At 64.7% G+C, this 19,616-nt stretch carries 15 protein-coding genes; 8 read left to right on the top strand and 7 right to left on the bottom strand.

All coding sequences use genetic code 11. From position 1 onward, the window contains the following. Positions 1-88 precede the first annotated feature (88 nt). A complete protein-coding gene (gene ykgO, locus ACFQB0_RS13495; protein WP_386732590.1) occupies positions 89-211 on the top strand; it encodes a type B 50S ribosomal protein L36 in 123 nt (40 codons plus the stop codon). Between the two features lie 5 nt (positions 212-216). Further along, positions 217-1,587: a hypothetical protein gene (locus ACFQB0_RS13490; RefSeq protein WP_386732587.1), complete on the top strand. Its 1,371-nt coding sequence runs from the start codon at positions 217-219 to the stop codon at positions 1,585-1,587. A 1,094-nt stretch (positions 1,588-2,681) separates the two neighbouring features. Here ACFQB0_RS13490 and ACFQB0_RS13485 read toward each other — a convergent pair. Together ACFQB0_RS13485 and ACFQB0_RS13480 are read right to left on the bottom strand one after the other, a co-directional pair. Then, on the bottom strand, positions 2,682-3,680 hold the full coding sequence (locus ACFQB0_RS13485) for a hypothetical protein (protein WP_386732584.1): 999 nt from the start codon (positions 3,678-3,680) through the stop codon (positions 2,682-2,684). 254 nt (positions 3,681-3,934) lie between these two features. Further along, positions 3,935-4,753 carry an ATP-binding cassette domain-containing protein gene (locus ACFQB0_RS13480; RefSeq protein WP_386732581.1) on the bottom strand — a complete coding sequence of 273 codons (819 nt, stop codon included), beginning with the start codon at positions 4,751-4,753 and terminating at the stop codon, positions 3,935-3,937. A gap of 660 nt (positions 4,754-5,413) precedes the next feature. On the opposite strand from ACFQB0_RS13480, the gene ACFQB0_RS13475 reads away from it, so the two are divergent. From ACFQB0_RS13475 to ACFQB0_RS13450, 6 genes are all read left to right on the top strand, one after another. Next, positions 5,414-6,316, top strand: coding sequence for a DUF72 domain-containing protein (locus ACFQB0_RS13475; protein ID WP_386732823.1), 903 nt, complete (start codon positions 5,414-5,416; stop codon positions 6,314-6,316). Between the two features lie 1,279 nt (positions 6,317-7,595). After that, positions 7,596-10,205 carry a LuxR C-terminal-related transcriptional regulator gene (locus ACFQB0_RS13470; RefSeq protein WP_386732578.1) on the top strand — a complete coding sequence of 870 codons (2,610 nt, stop codon included), beginning with the start codon at positions 7,596-7,598 and terminating at the stop codon, positions 10,203-10,205. A 205-nt stretch (positions 10,206-10,410) separates the two neighbouring features. After that, positions 10,411-10,776 (top strand): TfoX/Sxy family protein, encoded by a 366-nt coding sequence (locus tag ACFQB0_RS13465; RefSeq protein ID WP_386732575.1) that lies wholly within the window; start codon positions 10,411-10,413, stop codon positions 10,774-10,776. Further along, positions 10,776-11,435 carry a DUF2461 domain-containing protein gene (locus ACFQB0_RS13460; protein WP_386732572.1) on the top strand — a complete coding sequence of 220 codons (660 nt, stop codon included), beginning with the start codon at positions 10,776-10,778 and terminating at the stop codon, positions 11,433-11,435. Before ACFQB0_RS13465 ends, ACFQB0_RS13460 begins: the two co-directional genes overlap by 1 nt. Before the next feature lie 456 nt (positions 11,436-11,891). Continuing rightward, positions 11,892-12,938, top strand: coding sequence for an NAD(P)-dependent oxidoreductase (locus tag ACFQB0_RS13455; protein ID WP_386732569.1), 1,047 nt, complete (start codon positions 11,892-11,894; stop codon positions 12,936-12,938). After that, positions 12,939-13,724 carry an HpcH/HpaI aldolase family protein gene (locus ACFQB0_RS13450; RefSeq protein ID WP_386732566.1) on the top strand — a complete coding sequence of 262 codons (786 nt, stop codon included), beginning with the start codon at positions 12,939-12,941 and terminating at the stop codon, positions 13,722-13,724. It begins immediately after the preceding gene. Between the two features lie 10 nt (positions 13,725-13,734). On the opposite strand, the gene ACFQB0_RS13445 is transcribed toward ACFQB0_RS13450, so the two are convergent. Genes ACFQB0_RS13445 through ACFQB0_RS13425 form a run of 5 tightly spaced genes read right to left on the bottom strand, consistent with a single transcriptional unit; the run spans position 13,735 to position 19,583 of the window. Then, on the bottom strand, positions 13,735-15,654 hold the full coding sequence (locus tag ACFQB0_RS13445) for a tyrosine-protein phosphatase (RefSeq protein WP_386732563.1): 1,920 nt from the start codon (positions 15,652-15,654) through the stop codon (positions 13,735-13,737). Continuing rightward, positions 15,651-16,610: an ATP-binding cassette domain-containing protein gene (locus ACFQB0_RS13440; protein WP_386732560.1), complete on the bottom strand. Its 960-nt coding sequence runs from the start codon at positions 16,608-16,610 to the stop codon at positions 15,651-15,653. Before ACFQB0_RS13440 ends, ACFQB0_RS13445 begins: the two co-directional genes overlap by 4 nt. Beyond that, positions 16,607-17,701, bottom strand: coding sequence for an ABC transporter ATP-binding protein (locus tag ACFQB0_RS13435; protein ID WP_386732558.1), 1,095 nt, complete (start codon positions 17,699-17,701; stop codon positions 16,607-16,609). The genes ACFQB0_RS13440 and ACFQB0_RS13435 overlap by 4 nt, the downstream gene beginning before the upstream one ends. Beyond that, positions 17,698-18,633, bottom strand: a complete 936-nt coding sequence (locus ACFQB0_RS13430; RefSeq protein WP_386732555.1) for an ABC transporter permease — start codon at positions 18,631-18,633, stop codon at positions 17,698-17,700. The genes ACFQB0_RS13435 and ACFQB0_RS13430 overlap by 4 nt, the downstream gene beginning before the upstream one ends. Next, a complete protein-coding gene (locus ACFQB0_RS13425) occupies positions 18,630-19,583 on the bottom strand; it encodes an ABC transporter permease (protein WP_386732552.1) in 954 nt (317 codons plus the stop codon). The genes ACFQB0_RS13430 and ACFQB0_RS13425 overlap by 4 nt, the downstream gene beginning before the upstream one ends. Positions 19,584-19,616 lie beyond the last annotated feature (33 nt).

The following is a 19,616-nucleotide window of genomic DNA, read 5'->3' as shown; positions in this document are numbered from 1 at the left end:
CTCCTGGTCATCGACTCCTGGTCATCGACGGGACACCCAATAGATTACTCTATTGAGAATCATTCTCGTTAAATGGAGGTCATCACTCATGAAAGTCCGTTCGTCGATCAAATCCCTCAAGAAACAGCCCGGCTCGCAGGTGGTCCGCCGCCGAGGGCGCGTCTACGTCATCAACAAACTGAACCCCCGCTGGAAGGGACGCCAGGGCTGAACCCGGTGAGAGTTCCACGATCCTCCCTCGCACGCGTCGCGCTTGCGGCAATGTTTCCCGTCGCGCTTCTGCTGGCCGGTTGCGCGGCAGCCGGCCAGACGGCACCGACTCCGACCTCGGCAGCCGCTGCAGACCAGCACTGGCTGCTGACAGCCGATACCGCCGCGAAAGCGCTCTACGTCAACGACGTGGCCGACGGGAGACCGACCGGAAAGCTCGAGAACGTCGAACTCGGCTCCCATGCCGGCACGATCCAGCTCGGAGAAGGCCGTCTCGCCTTCGTCGACGAGTCGAGCCCGCGCCTCGACGTGCTGAGGATCGACGACGACGGCGCCCCTGCGATCGAGCGCAGCTTCGACATCCCCAACGCGAACGGAACCTGGGAACGCGCCGGCTGGATCGCGACCGACGCGAGCAAGCGCTACATCGCCGTCGGATCCGATTTCGACGGCTTGACCACCCAACAGGTGACGCTCGTCGATCTCAGCCTCGACACCCAATGGACCATCTCGGTGAGCACGAACGAAGTGGTTCTAGCTACCAACGGCGAGACCGGAACCGAGGAGATGCACACCTTTCTCGTCGGTGACCCGCTGCGACTCGTGATCTCGTCCGGCGGAGAACTCGACGCCTACCTGGTGTCCGAGATCACCAACGGGAATGCCGCCCCCGCGCCCTGGGGATCCACAGCCCTCGGCGCCTATCCGCACGGTCCGCTCGTGGACAAGACGGGTGAGACGATCGGCGCGACGCTGCACTCGGGCGTCGAGACCGTGCCACTGACCCCGAACGGATTCGGAACGCCGGTGACGACGGAGTATCCGAACGGTGTGGCACAGAGCTATCGCCCGCGCATGGCCCCGGACGGAAAGACGTTCGTCGGCACGCAGGCGGGAATCGTCGGGAAGGGAGCCCCCTGGGAGAAGACGCCTGTATATCTGCTGTCCGGTTCGATGACCGGAGGAGGTCTCTCCACTCTGCCACTCGGCTCCGGCATCTCCACCCGTGCGGCGGTGAGCGCGCCGTTCGCCGCGACGGTCGTGACGGGCGGCAGCGGCGACGAACTGGTCCTCGTCGATCGGGACGAGAAGACGAACTCGTACGACGGCAAGAAGTCCACGATCGCCCTCACGCCATTGAAGACAGGCCCGGTCGCCGGGCAGGATGCCAAGACGGCCGAAGTGCGCTCCATCGCCGTGACGGAGGATGGCTCGTCGGTGTTCGTCACTCGCGGAGGAGAGGGTGAGGTCACCCAGATCGACACCGCGAACTCCCGCGTGCGAAGGACGATCGCGTTCCCCTCGACGCTCGTCGGCGGGGGATACCTCACGATCGTCGATCCGAGTTCGGGCGGATACGACCTCAGCGGTCGTTAACGTTCCGTCGCCGAGGTGGTGAGCGGGTCGCGACGTGCTCACCACCAGAGCAAAAGCGACGACATCGCGCTCGACGTGCTGAGCAGACGACCGGACCGCTCCAGCCGGGTGGACCTGCTCGTGAACGCCGGGAGTCAGTCGCCACTGCTGTACCTCACGGGGGTTCTGGATCCGATCGGCCAAGGACCGTCATTGCCGCACAGTCCGACGGCGACCAGTCCGACGGCGACCAGGCCGACGGCGACCAGGCCGACGTTCCCTGATGCTACCCCGACACGTTCACGACACGGGCGGTCGGCCGGCGGCCTTGTTCGCAGTTGCAGGATGAGGGCACGGCTGCACCCTCCCAGGCACTCGTGACGGTCCTCACCCTGCATTTGTGCGACCGCGCCCTGCGCCTATGCCTGCGCCTCGGACGAACACTGGGTGGAGCGATCCGATGGACCGCCCCTCGACTCCGCGTAACAGCACGACGTCGTCGCGGGAAAGTCACACGTTGCGGAATCCTCTACGCCCTGTTTCGCGCGCAATAGACAACACCACACCTATCGCACACAACATGACCGCGGTGAGTAGCGCTCCGAAGTGGTCATGACCTTGAGCAAAGAAGAGCCAGATCCCGTCGGGGTCTTCAGAGGGGTCGTTGAGAAAAAACGGAGGAACGGCGATCGCGAGAATAGGTCCAGTTGCTGCGAATGCGGCACCGAGTATCGCACTCGATAAGAGGGCGAGGCCTGTAAACCCGACGAAGTTCCTCATGACACTGATGAGCTCGTAGTCAAGGCCTAGAGCGTAGCCACCGATGAGCTGCGACGCTGCGCCAGCTAGGAGCAAGAGTGCGACATGGAGCACTCGCGTCGGCCACATCGGTCGAGCTGCGCGCGCTTCTTGGCCGGGGAGTCGCGTGCCAGCGCAAGCACCAATGATGACGGCGGGAAGTACCGGAACAATCATGAGGAGAGGGAGTGAAAAGTCGGCTCGGTAGCTTGCGGGGAAGAGCAGCAAACCGAACGATGCCGTAATGAACGCCGTACTCAGAACCAGTACCAGAGCGGTGCGGAAGTGCCGAGCCTGTAGCGCGAGCCATACGCCGCTCATTCAAAGTCCTGAGATGTCAAGGTGCATGCTAAATATGGCTTTTCGTGCCCAACCAGCCAGGCATGCCGGCCGGAATCATCGAGATTCCAAAAACTGTTCGGATTGGCTTTCGCGACGTCGGTTATGCCAAAGATCTGGTCGGGTTGGCCGAGGATCCATCCGTCCACAACGGCATGCAGACTCGCCGATTCTGCTTCGGTGCAGAGCTGGATACCACCATAGCTTTGAAGATAGAGGGTGAGCGTATTGAGCTCGAAGCCAGGACCAAGGTCTTCCGCATAAAGGGATCTTGCCCCGTCTGAAACAGTATCGCCGACGCCGCCGACGTTGTGCTCAAGTTTGTTCGCCACAAGTGAGGTTCCTGCGATTCGGGCGTTGAAGGCCGTGAAAGCTGTCTCCAGCTCGGGAAGTCCTGCCTCGAAGGCGCTATGAACGCACACGTCGATCGGTGTCGACTGGCAGACATAGTTGCGTTCGTTGTAACCGCGTGTGACCTGGCCATTTGTGGCGTGCAGCCCCAACAGTCCCATTGTCATTGCTGCAGCCACCGGGAGTACTGCGATCATCGACCAGTCGCGCCGCTCGCCGACGAAGGACACGAGGAGAACAAGAAGTACAGCGAGACTCAGATACCAGAGGGTTTGGGACAAGAAGGTCACGGTGACATATTCGACAAAGGGATTTGTGGTGTTCAGCGTGGTTGGATAGGCCTGAACGACCCAGTACGGGAGGAGTCCGCGCGCTGTGATGGCGACTCGGAGGATGAACAGAGTGATGGCAACGACCGGGCCGACAAACCACCGTGATCCAAGCCATATTCCGCTGACATAGCCGATTGTTGCCGCCAGGAGAGTGCCTGCTGACGAGGAAAGGATCCAGGGCCAAACCGGAGCCCCATATGCAACTCCGAATCCGCAAATCGCTTCCACGATGAGCAGGGAAAGGCCCATCGCCAGCACCAGCCATGTGCACATAGCGACAAGGTGGATGGTCACCAATACGATGCGTGGGCGAGCGGACCCGTGTCCGCGCGCGAGGAGAGCCCGACCACGACGACCCGCCTCCCAGGCAAAGAAGCCAGCTGTGAGCGGGTTGATGATCAGGCCAGCAAGCGAATACCCGGATGTAAGGTCTGCCCACAGAACCACCCCAGGTCGAATCATGCTGAGCGCGCCGACAACCGCGAAACAAAGAACCAGCAAGCTGACCCATTTCGCTCGAGTCCGACACAACTCTCGGAGAAAAATCCTCACGAGGGTGCACTGGCCCGCATGATCTTGATGTACCCCTGCTCTAGAAGGCTCGAATGGCCTGCATCGTCTCCGTAAGCAAGAGTTTCAAGCTCATCCGGCGCTCCATCGAAGAGAATCCGGCCCTTCGCCAAGACGATTATCCGATCAGCGAGCAAGCCCGCATCTTCCGTAAGATGGGTGCTCATCAAGATGACCGATTGATCCGAACGCGCCCGCAGGGCGGAGCGGAACTCAATCCGTTGTTCTGGGTCAAGACCAACTGTCGGCTCGTCGAGGACGAGTATCTCCGGCTCACATACAAGCGCTTCCGCTAGGCCGACGCGCTGCCGCATCCCGCCGGATAAGCGGCCAACCTTGCGATCGCTCTCTCCTGCGAGATTGACATTGCCCAATGCGGCTTGCGCCATCTCGGACAGCCGCCGAGAATGAGCCCCTTTCAACCAGGCTGCATATTCTACGGTCTCGGCGACGGTGTAGCCGGGGATGAATTCCCAGTCCTGAGGCATGAACCCTAGGCGCTCAAGGACTCTCCGTCGGGATCGGATGGTGGTCGGCTGAAGTCCACTAAACCTCACTTCACCGTCGCAGCGTCGTCCTAGGGAGACAATCGCTTCGAGAAGAGTCGTTTTTCCCGCACCATTCGGACCGAGGATCGCGGTTACCCCGAACTGAAAGTCCAGCGTGATGCCATCGAGAATGAGACGTCGCTGTCGCCGAACCGTGAAATGGTCTAGCGACAGTGGCGCCTCGTTACGAGTTTCTAACAATGGTTGAGCGTCACGTTGACACTGTTCGCCGATGTCAAGAAAATACACGTGCCTTGCTGGATCTGACCCGACATCTTCGCTCGCGTGTAATAGCTTGTTGAGCCACCATTGTCACAGATAGCGCCAGAAGCGCTGATCGGTTGATTTGGGCCTCCCCACCGGCTCACCTCGCCTGCCTGTGCGTCAGGCAAAGGTCCGAAGTGATGGATAAGACCTCCACAAGATGAGAGTTGACATCGCAACTGCCGGACCCCGACCATGCAACCTTCGCACCAGACAGATAAGGCGCGACGACGCTCGGGGTCGAACATGACGCGGCAGAAGCCGGAGCAGCCACGGCGAGCATCGAAAACGCTAGAGCGAATCCCGAGACAAGTGCCGCAACCTTATTTTTCTTCACTTTCTTCCCCTGAACGCTTCATGCCAACCGTAATGAGAGAGTGATTACGCGGCATGCTAGTACGGCAAACAGATTCTCTCAAGTGGACGGCGATGGCATCCGCGCGGTCATGAAACACACAATCGGGGGCCTCGACCAATCGCTTCTCGTCGTCGCAGTTGCAGGACGAGAGCGCGGCTGAGCCCGCCAGGGGCTCGTGACAGCCCTCATCCTGCATTCGTGCGGGCCGACGAATACACACCTGGCGCCTATTCGAATGCCGCCCGATGCGCGCAGAATGGAAGCGATCCCCAGGGGCGGTGAGCACGATGAACGAGAACCAGGCGCGAGCGAGCGTCGGCACCTCCGGGTGGAACAAGCCCAAATGGCGGGGCCACTTCTATCCGCCTGGACTCGTGCAGCGCAGAGAGTTCGAGTACGCGACCGGACACCTCCGATCGCTGGAGATCAATACGACCTTCCACGGACTCCCTCGGCGCTCGACCTTTCTGAACTGGCGAGCCGAAGCACCAGACGGCTTCCTCTTCGCCGTGAAGGGGAGTCGCGAAGTCACGCACGACCATCGCCTCAGAACGCCAGAGACAGACGTCGCCCGGTTCTTCGGTCCCGGTCCCCTCATGCTCCAGGAGAAGCTGGGTCCAGTGCTCTGGCAGACGCCGCCGTCTCTCTCGTTCCATCCCGATGTCACGGAGGACTTCCTCGCCGCACTCCCCCACTCGGTTCGCGACGCGCAGCTGCTCCATGAGCGGCTAGGCCTCGAAGAGGGGGCAAGCAGGCTCTCGGAGTTGCCGGACCGCCCCATCCGACATGCCTTCGAAGTGCGCCACGAGAGTTTTCTCGCCCCCGGCTTTCCGGAGTTGCTGCGCAGTCACGATGTCGCCGCAGTCGTCACCAACTCACCGGACTGGCCCGAGATCCTCGATGTCACCTCCGACTTCGTCTACGTACGCCTGCACGGCGACGCCAACCACTTTCCCGATGGCTATGACGACGCGACGCTCGACCTCTGGGCCGAACGCGTCGTCGCCTGGCTCAGCGGAGAGAGCTGCCCAGACAATCGCGGGCGCGATGTCTTCGTCTACTTCGACAACCCCGACCACGAAGGAATCCGGTCGCCCTTCGACGCCATGCGGCTTCAACGGCGACTCGACGACGCCGAGGAATCCGCCCCGAGCGGGCCCGGTCCTACCTTTCCGGCCCTGCTCTGGTGAGGGTCGGTTCGCTGGAGCCCGCGTCTCCCTCGCCGCCATCTGTGCCCGCTGCCATCCGCGGGACGGGAGGCCTTCGCACGCTACGGAGGTGACTTTCGTGGACTTTGTCTTCCTCTCCGCGCGGAGGCCTCCACTCCCGTCCTCAGGGCGGCAGCTTCGTAGTGGCCCATGGAGTCCGATCGACCCCGGGCAGGGGGAAGGTCCCGAATCGTCAGGTAGATCCGGGACCAACCCCCGGGTTCGCACAGGAAGTGGAGTGCAAGAACCCGGATCCGCTCGTCACTCCACGCGACGAAAACCAATTCACCGCGCGGATGGGGGGCGTGCGAGCTGGAATCAGAATCCCACCACCAAACTCGTCTAGGTACCACGATCGCCCCACCCCAGGGTTGCCTCGTAACGAAATAGGTGTGAAATCGGGAAAAATCGGAGGACTCCGACCCGACTCGTAGGCCGCTCGCATGGAAATCTCGGCCGCTGCCTCTGATTTGGTGCCGCTTCCCTGCCTATCTCCTTGAATGAGCCACCTATTTCCGCCCGTCGACATACCTAGAAAGTGGTCCTTCCTCGTATTCTGCCGCTCGTAGGGCAGCCTCCCTGGCTTCGCACCGTTCAGGGGCTTCGTCGGCAAACCGGGTCTCGCCCTCCTGTGCCGCGGAGCGTCTCCAGACATCGAAGGAACCCACGACCCCTGCGCGCGTGAACCCGACTCGCAGACACACAACGCACCCTGGTGGGTGGACCGATGACCCTTGCGCGCGAGAACCCGACTCGCTCCGGCGAAAGCACTCGCGTCCATCCTCGCCTCGGCTGATGTCACTGGCGGCAAGCGCGCCGGTTGCCGAACTCGCCGCGACCGGCGCCCCGAGTAACCGCTGGGCACCCTCGGCTGCAGCCTCGCGCTCTCCGACCTGCCTGCCGACGACGTTGTCTTCGCCACAGGCAGCCGGATGCCCACAAGGCGAGACCGGTAGGCTCTTTGCTGTCAGAACAGCCCCGGCTCCGGACCATCCGCGCTCGCGCACTATCGCGAGCCCGACAAGAAGACTCCCGCTCCCCCACAGGGCAGAAGCCTTCTCTGTGAGTCCGAAGCGTGGCGGCAATCCGCGGGATCAGTCCTGGGCGGCGGTCTCCCATTGCCGCTGTCAACTCGATTGATGAGTCATTCCCGTCTACAATCCCCCAACGGGGGACTGGCGACACCAAGAGCACCTCCTCGACGAATGCACGCAAGCCAGCGTCCGCATCCGTCACCCGATCATCGAAGGAGGAGTCGACAGTGTTCGAACACGAAGTGCGACGCACGATCGACTATGTGGCTCGCGGCATGAGCGTGCGAATCGTCGGTGCGGCCGGCAGCGGCCGATCGACGGTGGCCCGGCAGGTCATCGCCGAGTTGGAGAAGACCGGAACGCCGGTGTACGGCATCGACGCCGATCACACGTTCCGGGGAACCCCGTTCGCCGGTCTGGGGTCGCTCGGACTCGACATCCGCCCGCGCCAGAACGGGTCGTGGGGATTCGTCGACACCTTCGCCGAACACGTGACCCGGTCGGGCTCACCCGTGCTCGTGGTCGACGGCCTCGACACGATCGACACGAACTCCATGGATGTCATTGACCTCGTTCAACGCCGCACGAATTGCCCACTCGTGCTGACGATGAGCGAATATGCTCAATCGGCGGCCGGCCCCCTCCCCTCGCCATACAGTCGCTGGCCCGAGGCCCACGTCCAGTTGTCGCCGCTTCGATACGACCAGGTTCATAGTCTCGTGACCGACCTCCTGAAGGCACCGGTCGACGCCGACACGACAGCCACGATCCTCACCAAATCCGCGGGGAATCCCCGCCTCATCTCGCGGATCGCCGAGAGTGCGATCCTCGCCCACCAACTGGCACTCGTCGACGGGCAATGGCGCATGACCGGCCAGACCCTGTGGAACGAGCATCTGATCGGAGCGGTCGAAACGCTCCTGCAGGGTCTCGATCAGAACTGTCTCAGCGCACTTCAGGCGATGTCGATGCTGGGCGCCCAGCCGGTGGAACGCCTCTGGGAGGCGATCGCTCCCGACACGCTCGCAGTGCTCGAACGACGCGGCCTCGTCCAGGCGATGGACGACATCGATGGCGACATCCACGCTGCCGTCTCTCCTCCGCTCATCGCCGACTACTTCCGCGACGAACGCATCTGGCCGCGATACAGAATCCAGGAGAGACACACGACCCGCGCTCTGGACGCCTCATTGCGCCCCATGCCCGCGGAGGAACCCCCGTCCCCGACGATCGCGAACGTCATCGCCGCGTTGCGCCTCGAGAGAACCACAGAGAACGCGGCGGCGACACGCTACTTCCTGGAGCTACTCCAATCGCGTGAGCAGGTTCATTTCGATCGATGGGATGCCCAGCGGACGATGTCGAATGCCGTGGCTTTCCTCCGGGTCCACTGGGGCACCCCCGTCGACCCGGATCGAGTCGCGACCGTGTTCCGGCACACGGATGCCTCGGCTGCCGATCCGGCGGAGCACCTCTTCTTCACGATGACGCACGCGATGTGGTCTCTCTCGCGCTCCGGCGATCTCGACGCCGCGCGACGCGCACTTGTCGATTTCGGCACGGATCATGCGGCCTGGAGACCCGAGATCGACGCTTTCGCCCTGTTCCTCCAAGCCAACGCCATCGGCATCCCCGAGGACATCGACGGCTTCTTCGCCCGGTCGTCCAGCCACCACCCCCGGAGTGGTGTGCTGGCGGTCGTGCGTGGGATGCTCGAGGTCTATCGGTTCAATCCGCAGGCGGCGCTGGACGCTGTCGACGGCGCAGACGGTTTCGAGCTCGTGCCTCGCATCGAGCCCTTCATCCGCGGGCTGGCGATGTTCGGCGCTGGACGCATCGAGGAGGCGCTCGTCTTCGCAGCAGGCGTCCGCACCGCGTCCCGTCAGGAGGTCGACCAGTTCGGTTTCGTGGCGAGCAGCTATGTGGCCGCCGTGTCACTCATCTATCTCGGGCATTTCGACGAGGCAGAACATGTGATCGGCTGCGTCCTGGCGATGGGCCGCCCTGGCTTTCTCGTGGATTCGCTGTACGACGCGATGCTGAGGCTCGCCTGCATTCGCACGGCGACTGCGGCGCCGACCTCCTCGGAGTTCTCGCTCGCGAGCCAGGCCAGTGCCGACGCTCCCGATGTCGGGCCCCTCCCCGGGATCGGAAAAGGCGTCTACGACCTCCTCACACAGTTCCGCACCCGTCCGGACGCCTTCGAAGGGCGTGCGATCGACCTTGTCACACGGCAACTCGATCGCGGGTTCGTGCTGGAGGCCGTGTATTCCTCCCTCCTCGCGCTGTGCGTCATGCCCGGCGCGAGAATTCTCGAGGAGGTGAGGACACTGCTCAGCGAGAGGGGGGTGACGTCGCACGATCAGCTGCTCGACATCGCCGAGGCTGTGCTGGACGACGACCACCAGCGACTGACGAAACTGCTCGACCGCTACGAGTATGACGGCGACACCTATCAGGTCGGTATGCTTTTGCGGGGCGCGGCCCAGCGGCATGTGCTCTACGGAGAGTCCGCCGCGGCCGGCGCACTCCAACGAGCGGCGTCTGCCTTCACGACGCGCTTCCCCCGGGCCGGGCAGCACATGACGATCAGGGCTCCTCAGGATTCACTCGTGCAGCTGACCGCGCGCGAGGTCGAGATCGCCTTCTTGGCCGGCAAGCTGACGAACACGGAGATCGCGAAACACCTCGGAATCAGCATCCGGACCGTCGAACACCACATCTCCAACGCCCTCAAGAAGTCGCACGTGACCACCCGCAGCGATCTGTTCGACCGCGTCCGTTACCTGCCCGATCTGGACAGGAGCGGGCGGATCACCTCCTGTACGGGCAGCTAACATGCCGGCCTGCGCCGTCTCGGCAGGCGCTCTTCCCCGCGAGACTGCGTGAATCGTCGGATACGGGGCTCTTTTCGACGATTCACGCAGTCTCGCGGGGAGGTTGACCCCCGGTGCGGATCGCAGACGATCCCATCGATGCGCAACCACCCCGGCTGGAGAGATGATGTTCCCAGGGCATCCATCACATCATAAGGAGCAGGCCATGCAGATACCCAAACCGACAGAGCAGGACAAGGAGGTCTTCCGTTCTCTGATCTCCGAGTCGCCGGCCGTGCAGATCAAGCCGATGTTCGGCAATCTCGGCGCGTTCGTGAACGGCAACATGTTCGCCGGGCTGTTCGGCTCTGCGCTCGGAGTCCGTCTCGTCGACGAGACGACGCGGAGCGAGCTGGAGGCGATAGAAGGCACCGGGCCGTTTGGGCCGGACGAACGCCCGATGGGCGGCTATACGGCACTCCCGTCATCCTGGCATTCGACGCCCGAACTCGCCTCGTCCTGGATTCAGACCGCCCTTTCCGAGGTTGCAGCACTCCCGGCCAAGCAGCCCAAGACTCGGGGGAAGAAATGATGGCCGCCGCGACTGAAGGCTTCGCCGGATGGCCGGCCTCAGGCCTCGACTTCTACTCGGGCCTCGAGGCCGACAACTCCAAGACCTACTGGAACGAGAACAAAGACGTCTACGAAGCGAGCGTCCTCGCTCCGATGAGGGCGCTGCTCGAGGAGCTGGCCGAAGAGTTCGGCGAGGGCAAGATCTTTCGGCCGAACCGGGACATCCGGTTCAGCGCGGACAAGTCCCCGTACAAGACGGCGATCGGCGCCACGCTGCGAACGGGTGGCTACGTCCAGTTCTCGGCCAACGGACTGGCGGTCGGCGCCGGATGCCACATGATGGCCCCCGATCAGCTGGAGCGCTACCGCGCCGCGGCCGCCGAGGAGCGCAGCGGCGAGGAGTTGGTGCGGGCGATCGCCGAGGTCGAGAACCAGGGGATCGAGGTCGCCGTCCGGGAGAGCCTGAAGAGCGCCCCCCGTGGGTATCCGAAAGACCACCCCCGTGCCGAGCTGCTGCGCAACAAGGATCTCGCCGCGTGGAAGCAGTGGCCGATCGACGGATGGCTGCACACCGGGGGCGCGAAGACGCATGTCGTCGATGCCCTGCACGGCTCACGGCCTCTCACGCTGTGGCTCGACGCGCACGTCGGACCGACCACGATCGCCCGCACGCGCTGAGGGCTGCGGCTGCGGGGCGACGGGGTCGGATCAGTTCAGCCCTTGCACCGAGAGCACCAGACCTCATTCGTCGGCCACGACGTCAACGACAACGCCCCGCACTTTCAGCCAACGGTGTAGCAGCGTTCCTTCGCATTCGCATAGGTGTTGACGGCTTTCGCGATCCTGATCGCCTCGTCTCGGAAGAGACATTGTGTGCGCCGCTCCTCGTATACGACCGCACCGAGATCTCTCGGACTACGTGCCCGCATCGAAGCCCCCTCAGTGCGACGGCGCCATCCCATCTGTGTGCGAGACGAGACCATCACATTCATGATTGATGCAATACCGTCTCTTCTGGCGCGACGGTACCGTCACACGATCCGATCGTCCCGCTTCTCGGGACGAACCCTGGCCGCGGATTCCACTGATTCCTATCATCATCAAGAGGTACTCCAGCACGACCGAGAGGATACGATGGCCGACACCTTTCGCGTGGCCTTGACCCGCGACTTCCGCAGCGACGATGGCACGATTGGGTGGGGAGACATCGGAATGGCGCAGCTGGAGGCGGAACCCGGGATCGAGTGGGAATTCCTCCCTGTCGACGAGACACCACTTTCGCCGGGAGCACTCGCCGGCTTCGACGGTGTCATGGTGCTGGGAAACGCCGTCTCGGCTGAGTCCCTGGTCGGTGCCGACAGACTCAAGGTGGTCGCTCGCTTCGGCGTCGGCTACGACACCATCGACCTGGACGCCTGCACCGCCGCCGGCGTACCCGTGACGATCACGCCCGACGGAGTGCGCGGTCCCATGGCTCTCGCCGCCGTCACCCTGCTTCTGTCCGTGGCTCACAATGTGCGCCAGAAGGACCGCATCGTGCGGGAACGACGCGACTGGAGCGAACGCTATCGGTACAACGGGCTCGGCCTTCCGGGCAAGACGCTCGGCATCATCGGATTCGGCAACATCGGCCGCGAGGTTCAGCGGCTCCTTGCCCCGATCGGCATGGAGGTCGTCGCCTACGATCCCTACCTCGATCCTGCGGTAGCCGGGCAGGCGGGCGCGCGCCTGGTGGGCATCGAGGAGCTCATGGCCGAGTCGGACGCGGTCGTCGTGACAGCGGCGTTGACGCCAGAGACACACCACATCGTGAACGCGGAACGCCTCGCCCTGATGAAGGAGCATGCCATCATCGTCAATGTGGCACGCGGTCCGCTCATCGATCAGAACGCCCTCGCCGAAGCCCTCCTCAAGGGACGGATCGGCGGGGCCGGACTCGATGTGCTCGAGGAGGAGCCAGCGAGAGACGACGATCCGATCCTCGATGCAGACACTGTGCTGCTCTCGCCGCACGCGACCGGCTGGACCGATCTGCTCGCCTACGGCAACGGTTCCGGGTGCGTCAGGTCGCTGCTCGAGGTCGCCAGGGGCACTCGACCGTCTCACGTCGTGGTGAACCCCGCCGCATTTGACCACGAGCGCTGGACCGGCGTCCCCGACGCCCCGAAGACGGTGAGCTAGATGGCCGACGGAGGGTCCCTGCGCACGCGGATCGCTTCCGGCGAGGTCGTCATCGGCACCTTCCTCCTGGCCTTCCCCACTGTCGCAGCGGCCCGCGTGGCCGCTTCCGTCGGCGCCGACTACGTGCTCGTCGATGGGGAGCACACGGGTTTCGGATGGGAGACGATGACGCCGGTGCTCGCAGCGACCCGTGCCGCCGGCTCCGTTCCCTTCGTTCGCGTGCCATCGGCCTCGCGCCAGAACCTGGCCCTCGCTCTCGACATGGGAGCAACCGGCCTCATGGTCCCCATGGTCGGCACAGCGGAGGAGGCGCGCGCGATCGCGTCGTGGGCGAGATATCCGCCGGAGGGCATACGCGGAACGATGTTCGGGCTCGCCGCTCACGACTTCGCCGAGGTGGAGCCCGTGGCCGCCATGAGGAAGGCCAACGACGAGGTCATCATCATGGTGCAGATCGAGACCGTCGAGGGGCTGGAGAACGTCGAGGAGATCGCGGCCGTGGACGGAGTGGACGTCCTCTGGGTCGGGCATTTCGACCTCACCACGAGTATGGGCATCCCGACGGAGTTCACGAACCCGCTCTACCTCGACGCCCTCGACCGGGTCGCCGCGGCGGGCCGGGCCAGCGGCAAGGCCGTCGGCTTTCTCGCGAGCGGCGCCGAGGATGCCGTGTCCCTCGTCGAACGCGGATTCCGGGTGCTCGCCTACGGCAGCGACATCGGCATCTACCGTTCGGCGCTGCGCAGCGGTCTCGGCGCGGTGCGGCAGGCCGTCGAGGGCGCCTGAGCGAGCCTCGTCATTCCCGGCGCGTCACTAGTCTCCGCCGCAGCAGATCCCGGGTCGCATCGTCGAATCCGGCGCCGCGCAGTACCGCCGGGATGCCGCCGTGTCGTTCTTCGACAATGTCGATCATGGTCTTCATGGCAGCCGCCTCGGCACCCAGAAGCGCACTGACCGGCCCACTCCCCTTCGACGCCGCGAGAAAGTACGTGTTCGACTCTCCGAGCAGGTGGCCGATCGCCGCGCTCACACGGGCCATGATCCGGGGCACGGCTTCGGCGGATCGCGCGTAGTCCGCCGCGATGTCGTCCCGTGAGGCTCCGAGCTCGGCCAGCAGGGCCGCGGCGAAGACACCCGTCCGATCCTTGCCTGCTGCGCAGTGGAACAAGACACCCGCTCGCGCCTCGGCGATGCGCCGGATGCCCCGGCCGATCGTCTCGGCCTCGGCGACGAGTGTCGTTGCGTAGTACTCGCCCACAACGTCGGCAGTACCCGTACCGTCACGCAGATGCGCGACGAACTCCTCATGATCGGCGATGCCGCGCACGATCGGCACCGGGTGATAGGCGATGTCATAGGATCCGAGAGGTCCCCGCCCGGTGTGCCCGGCCTCGGCGGCGGAACGCAGGTCCAGAATCGTTCGGATGCCCCGATCGAAGAGCGCCTGGGCCTCATCGCTCGGGATCGTCGAGACGTCGTCGCTGCGGAAGACCCGGCCTGCCGCGATCACCCCACCCGACACGGGGATTCCACCGAGATCCCTCAGGTTGTTCAGCGGCGTCTGCTCGAGCGCGGGCGATCGGGTCACGGTTCGGGCCCCCGGTGTCGAAGCAGTCGGACGATCCGAGCGGATCGCAGCGAGGATGCGCTCGTCGACGAAGGCGTCCTGCGCTGCCGCATCGAGGGGCAGGCCCACGGGAGCCCCACGCAGAGACGACAGGGATGCCGCAGCTATGACCTCGACCGCAGCCCGGGCGTCCGACGCGGTGGCCGCGGGTTCCGATTCGCCCTCGAGCGCCGCGAGCAGGTCCGTGTAGACGTCGCGGTGGGTTCCACCGGCGTGAGGGACGATGAGCCGCCACTCCCCAACGGGGAACGCGTCGAAGTGGCCTCCGCTCGTGGCGGCGAACACGTCGAAGTCCTCAGGAAACTCCCGCGACTCCAGCCCCCGCGCGCTGATGCGCAGGGAGCCCCGACTGCCGAAGACCTCTATTCGCGTCTCGTCGAGTGGGGCGGCGCTCGTGACGTGGATGCTCGCCGTCGCGCCGTCCTGCCATTCCAGCAGCACGTCCGAGGTGTCCTCCGCCTCGACGGGGTGGACCCGGGTACGCATCACCGCGATGACCCGTCGCGGTGAGCCCAGAATGTGCAGGAGCATGTCGATGTCGTGCAGGCCCTGGTTGAGCAGCACGCCTCCGCCCTCTCCCTGCCAGGTTCCCCGCCAGGGAGTGTCGCTGTAGTAGTTGGATCGCTTCGGGTAGCTCGCCACGACGACCGCATGGTGGATCCGACCGAGGTGACCGGCTGCGACGAGGCGACGTGCCTCGCGAACCTCTGCACGCGTGCGATGCTGCTGCACGACGGCCACCGTGACGCCGGTCGTAGCAACAGCTTCGACGATGGCATCGATCTCGCCGAGGCGGGCCGCCAGCGGCTTCTCGACGAGGATCGCACGTCCGGCCGCGATGCAGCGAAGCGCGAGATCGACGTGGGCGGGATGCGGGGCGCAGATCACGGCCAGATCCGCGTCGAGGGCGAGAAGCTCCTCCAGGGTCTCGACGACCGGCCAACCGAACTCGGAACCCACAGACTCGACCCGCTCGCGCGCCGAGTCGTAGAGTCCCACAACATTGAGCCCCAGCTCGACGATCGCCGGCGCATGTGCTGCGCGAAAGATGTGCGAACCCGCGGCGACGACCACGACACGTGCCGTCATGAAGACGCCTTCACGTTCTCGCTCACGACCTCGCCGATGGCGGCGAAGTGGCCGGAGGCGACCTCGACGAGTTCACGGTCGACGGTGCGCCACTCGTCGTCGTCCGAGACTGCGGGCAGCGTCACACGTCGCTCGCTCTCGGCGATCACCGGCACGGCATCCAGCAACCGACGCGTATAGGGATGCGAGGGGTTCGCGTACACGGCATCCGCGTCGCCGATCTCGACGATGCGGCCGCGATGCATCACCGCGATGCGGTCGCTCATGACCTTGACGACCGCGAGGTCGTGGGAGACGAAGACGAGCGAGAGGTCGTTGTTCTCGCGGATGTCCTGCAGCACGTTGAGGACGCGGGCCTGGACGGAGACATCGAGGGAGGCGACCGGCTCGTCGCAGACGATGAGCTCGGGTCCCAACGCGAGGGCACGGGCGATCGAGATGCGCTGGCATTGCCCACCGGAGAACTCGTGGGCGCGCCGGTCCCCCACCAGCTCGACGCTCATGCCGACCTGATGCAAGGCCGTCGAGATGCGTTCCCTGCGCTCAGCCCGCCGGACGCCCTGGATGTCGAGGCCTTCGCCAACGATGTCGACGACCTTGCGCCTGGGGTTGAACGACGAGAGCGGGTCCTGGAAGATCATCTGCAATCGTCGACGCGCCGCAAGCATCTGCCGACGGCTGTAGGTCGACATGTCATCGCCCCGGAAGGTGACGGTGCCCGATTGGGCGGCTGGCAGCCTCAGGATCGCACGCCCCGTCGTCGTCTTGCCGCAACCGGACTCTCCCACCAGCCCGAGCGTCTCTCCCGGTAGCACGTCGAAGCTCACACCACGCACGGCGCTGACCCGGCCGGAGGGCGTCTTGAACGAGCAATGCAGGTCTTCGACTGTGAGCAGGGCTCCATCGCGCAGGTACCCCGGTCGTGTGGCTGCATCGGCCGCGGTTGCTGGGGTCATGATCGCATGTCCTCTCCACTCTCCTGCATTTCGTCGCGTGTCTCGACGTCGACGACGACCTCGATGGCGGTGGGGCCGTCAGCGCGCACGAGACCACTCCCGATGACGCCCGGCTCCCTCTCGTCGACGGCATCGACGACGGACTCCGAGATCGTCGCCCAACGCTCCCTGTCTTTGCGGTCGACCTCCTCGGCCGACATGATCGGATCGAAGACGCTCGGAGGATTGCCGCCGAGAGCCGGGAGCCGAGTGTGCGACGTCATGTTCAGCCGCGGAATAGCCCGCATGAGGGCGTTGGTATAGGGGTGCAGCGGCGGCTCGAAGAGCTGCGCCGTGCGGCGGCGATCCACAATCCGTCCGCCGTACATCACGACGACCTCGTCGGTGCGACCGGCTACGACGCTGAGGTCGTGCGAGACGATGATCATCGCCATCTGCCGCTCAGCCTGAAGACGTTGCAGGAGGTCGAGGATGCCCTTCTGGATCGTCACGTCGAGGGCGGTGGTCGCCTCGTCGGCGATGAGCAGATCGGGCTCGCAGGTGAGGGCCATCGCGATCATCACGCGTTGACGCATTCCGCCGGAGAACTGATGCGGGTAGTCCGCGAGCCGTTTGCCGGGCTCAGGGATGCCGACCTGCCCGAGCAGCTCGACACTCAGCTCACGGGCGTCCCGCTTGGAGAGCTTCTTGTGAAATCGCACGGCTTCGCCCATTTGGCGACCGATCGTGACGACGGGATTGAGCGAGGTCATCGGATTCTGGAAGACGACTCCCACGCGGCGCCCGAGCATGACCCGACGCGCCTCCGCGTTCATGCCGCTCAGGTCCTCGCCGTCGAAGGTCATGGTTCCGCCTGCCATCGAACCCGATGGTGTCAGCCCGAGCACGGTGCGCAGTGTCATGGACTTGCCCGATCCGGACTCGCCGACGATGCCGAGGGTCTGCCCGCGGGCGACCGACATCGACACACCGCGCAGGATGTGCGCCGTGCCCTGAGGGGTGTCGATGTCGAGCGTGAGGTTCTCCACCCGCACGAGCTCGGCTGACACCCCCCTGCACACGACATCGTCCGGCTTCGTTATCCCGGTCACAGTTTTCCCTCCCTCGCGTCGGTGCGGCTCGACAGGTAGTCCCCGACGGTGTTGAACGAGAGGACCGTAAGGAACAGGGTGATCACCGGGCCGACGATGACCCAGGGGAACTGGCGCATGATGTCCCCGCCTGCGGCGATCATGCCGCCCCAGCTGGGCGTCGGCGCGGGGATCCCGTAGCCCAGAAAGCTCAAAGAGCCTTCGACGACGATCATGATGGCCATCGCCATCGGGATGATGGCGCCCAGCACGGGCACGAGGTTGGGCAGGATCTCGCGGATCATGATGCGGCCGTCTCCGGCTCCCAAGGCTCTCGCCGCGAGCACATACTCCCGGTTGGCGCTCGCTATCACGGCGCCTTTGCTGACGCGAATGTAGAGGTCGGAGATCACGAGGCCCAGCGCGACGGTGATTCCGAAAAGGGATGCGCCGATCGCAGAGATGAGGGCGAGCAACAGCAGCAACGGCGGCAACGCCGACAGGGTATTGGCGATGATATTCGCCACCGTCTCGGCGAGACCTCGATAGTAGCCGCCGACCATGCCCACGATGAGACCGATGACGAGACCGATCAGGGTCGAGGCGACGGCGATCGTGAGCGAGACACGTGCCCCGTAGATGATTCGCGAAAGGTTGGACCGTCCGATCCCGTCCGTCCCGAGCAGTCCGGCGACGCTCCAGTCGGGCGGTTGGGCGAAGCTGCCGATCTTCTCGTCATAGACCGGCAGGCCGGGGATGAGATCGGCGAACACGGCGGCCAGGATCAGCACGGTCAGCCAGATCACCGCGAACCAGAGCATCCCCCGTCGCACCGTGCGCGGGCGTCTCTGCTTGATACGCGGGAGCAGCGGCAGCGACGACCCTGCGCGCTGCGGCTTGGTGATAGCTGCGAAGCCCTGGGTCATCGGGCCGGGCGTCAGCCGAGTCGTCATCGCACACCCACTCTCGGATCAATCCAGGTATAGGCGAGGTCGACGACGATGAAGATCAGCACGTAGGCGATCACGCAGACGGCGACGATCGCCTGGATGACCGCCATGTCTTTGATCGACACCGCGTTGAGCGACTCGGCGCCGAGACCCGGCACCGAGAAGAAGAACTCGACGATCACCGCCCCGCCGAGGAGCCGGCCCAGAGCGAGGCCGATGACGGTCACGAGGGAGGTGAGCGAGGGTCGGAGGGCGTGCCTGGTCAGGATGTAGGACTTGGGGAGGCCCTTGGCCCGCGCCACCAGGATGAAGTCCTCGCGCAGGGTTCCCGAGAGATCGGACCTGATGACGCGGTAGAAGAACGCACACTCGTACGCGGCGAGTGAGAGGGCCGGGAGGAAGGCGTATCTGAGGTTGGCGCCGAGATCATCCGCCGGCGACACCCAGCCGGTCGCGGGAAACCACCCGAGCCAGATGACGAAGACGAGCGAGACGAGCACCACCGTCACGAACGACGGGATGCACAGCAGTGCAGACGATGCGAAGTTCAGGGCACGGTCCAGCCAGCGTCCGGCGCGGTGCGCGGCCAGGAGCGCGAGTGGAACTGCCACGCCGAGCGCGATCACGAGCGCCATCCCGGCGAGCTCTGCCGTGACTGACAGCCGTTTCACAACCAGTTCGGCGACCGGCTCATGCCCGAACAGGGTCACGCCGAGATCGCCACGGAGGGCGGATGCCGCCCAGGCGAGATACCGCTGAACGACGGGCTGGTCGTAGCCGAACTGCGCGTTGATCGCGTCGACCTGTTCCTGGGTCGCCTGATCGCCCAGGATGGCCTGCCCCGGCGAACCCGGCATGAAGTCCATGAGCAACGCGGCGCCGAAGGTCACGATGACGAGCACGGGTATTCCGTACATCAGTCTGGACCCGATCGCCCTCAGTGTGCCCTGCATGTGATCTCCATCGATCCTTGTCTCCTGGTGCAG

Source organism: Luethyella okanaganae (assembly GCF_042660285.1).
Lineage (GTDB): Bacteria > Actinomycetota > Actinomycetes > Actinomycetales > Microbacteriaceae > Luethyella > Luethyella okanaganae.
This window is presented reverse-complemented; position numbering and strand designations above follow the sequence as displayed.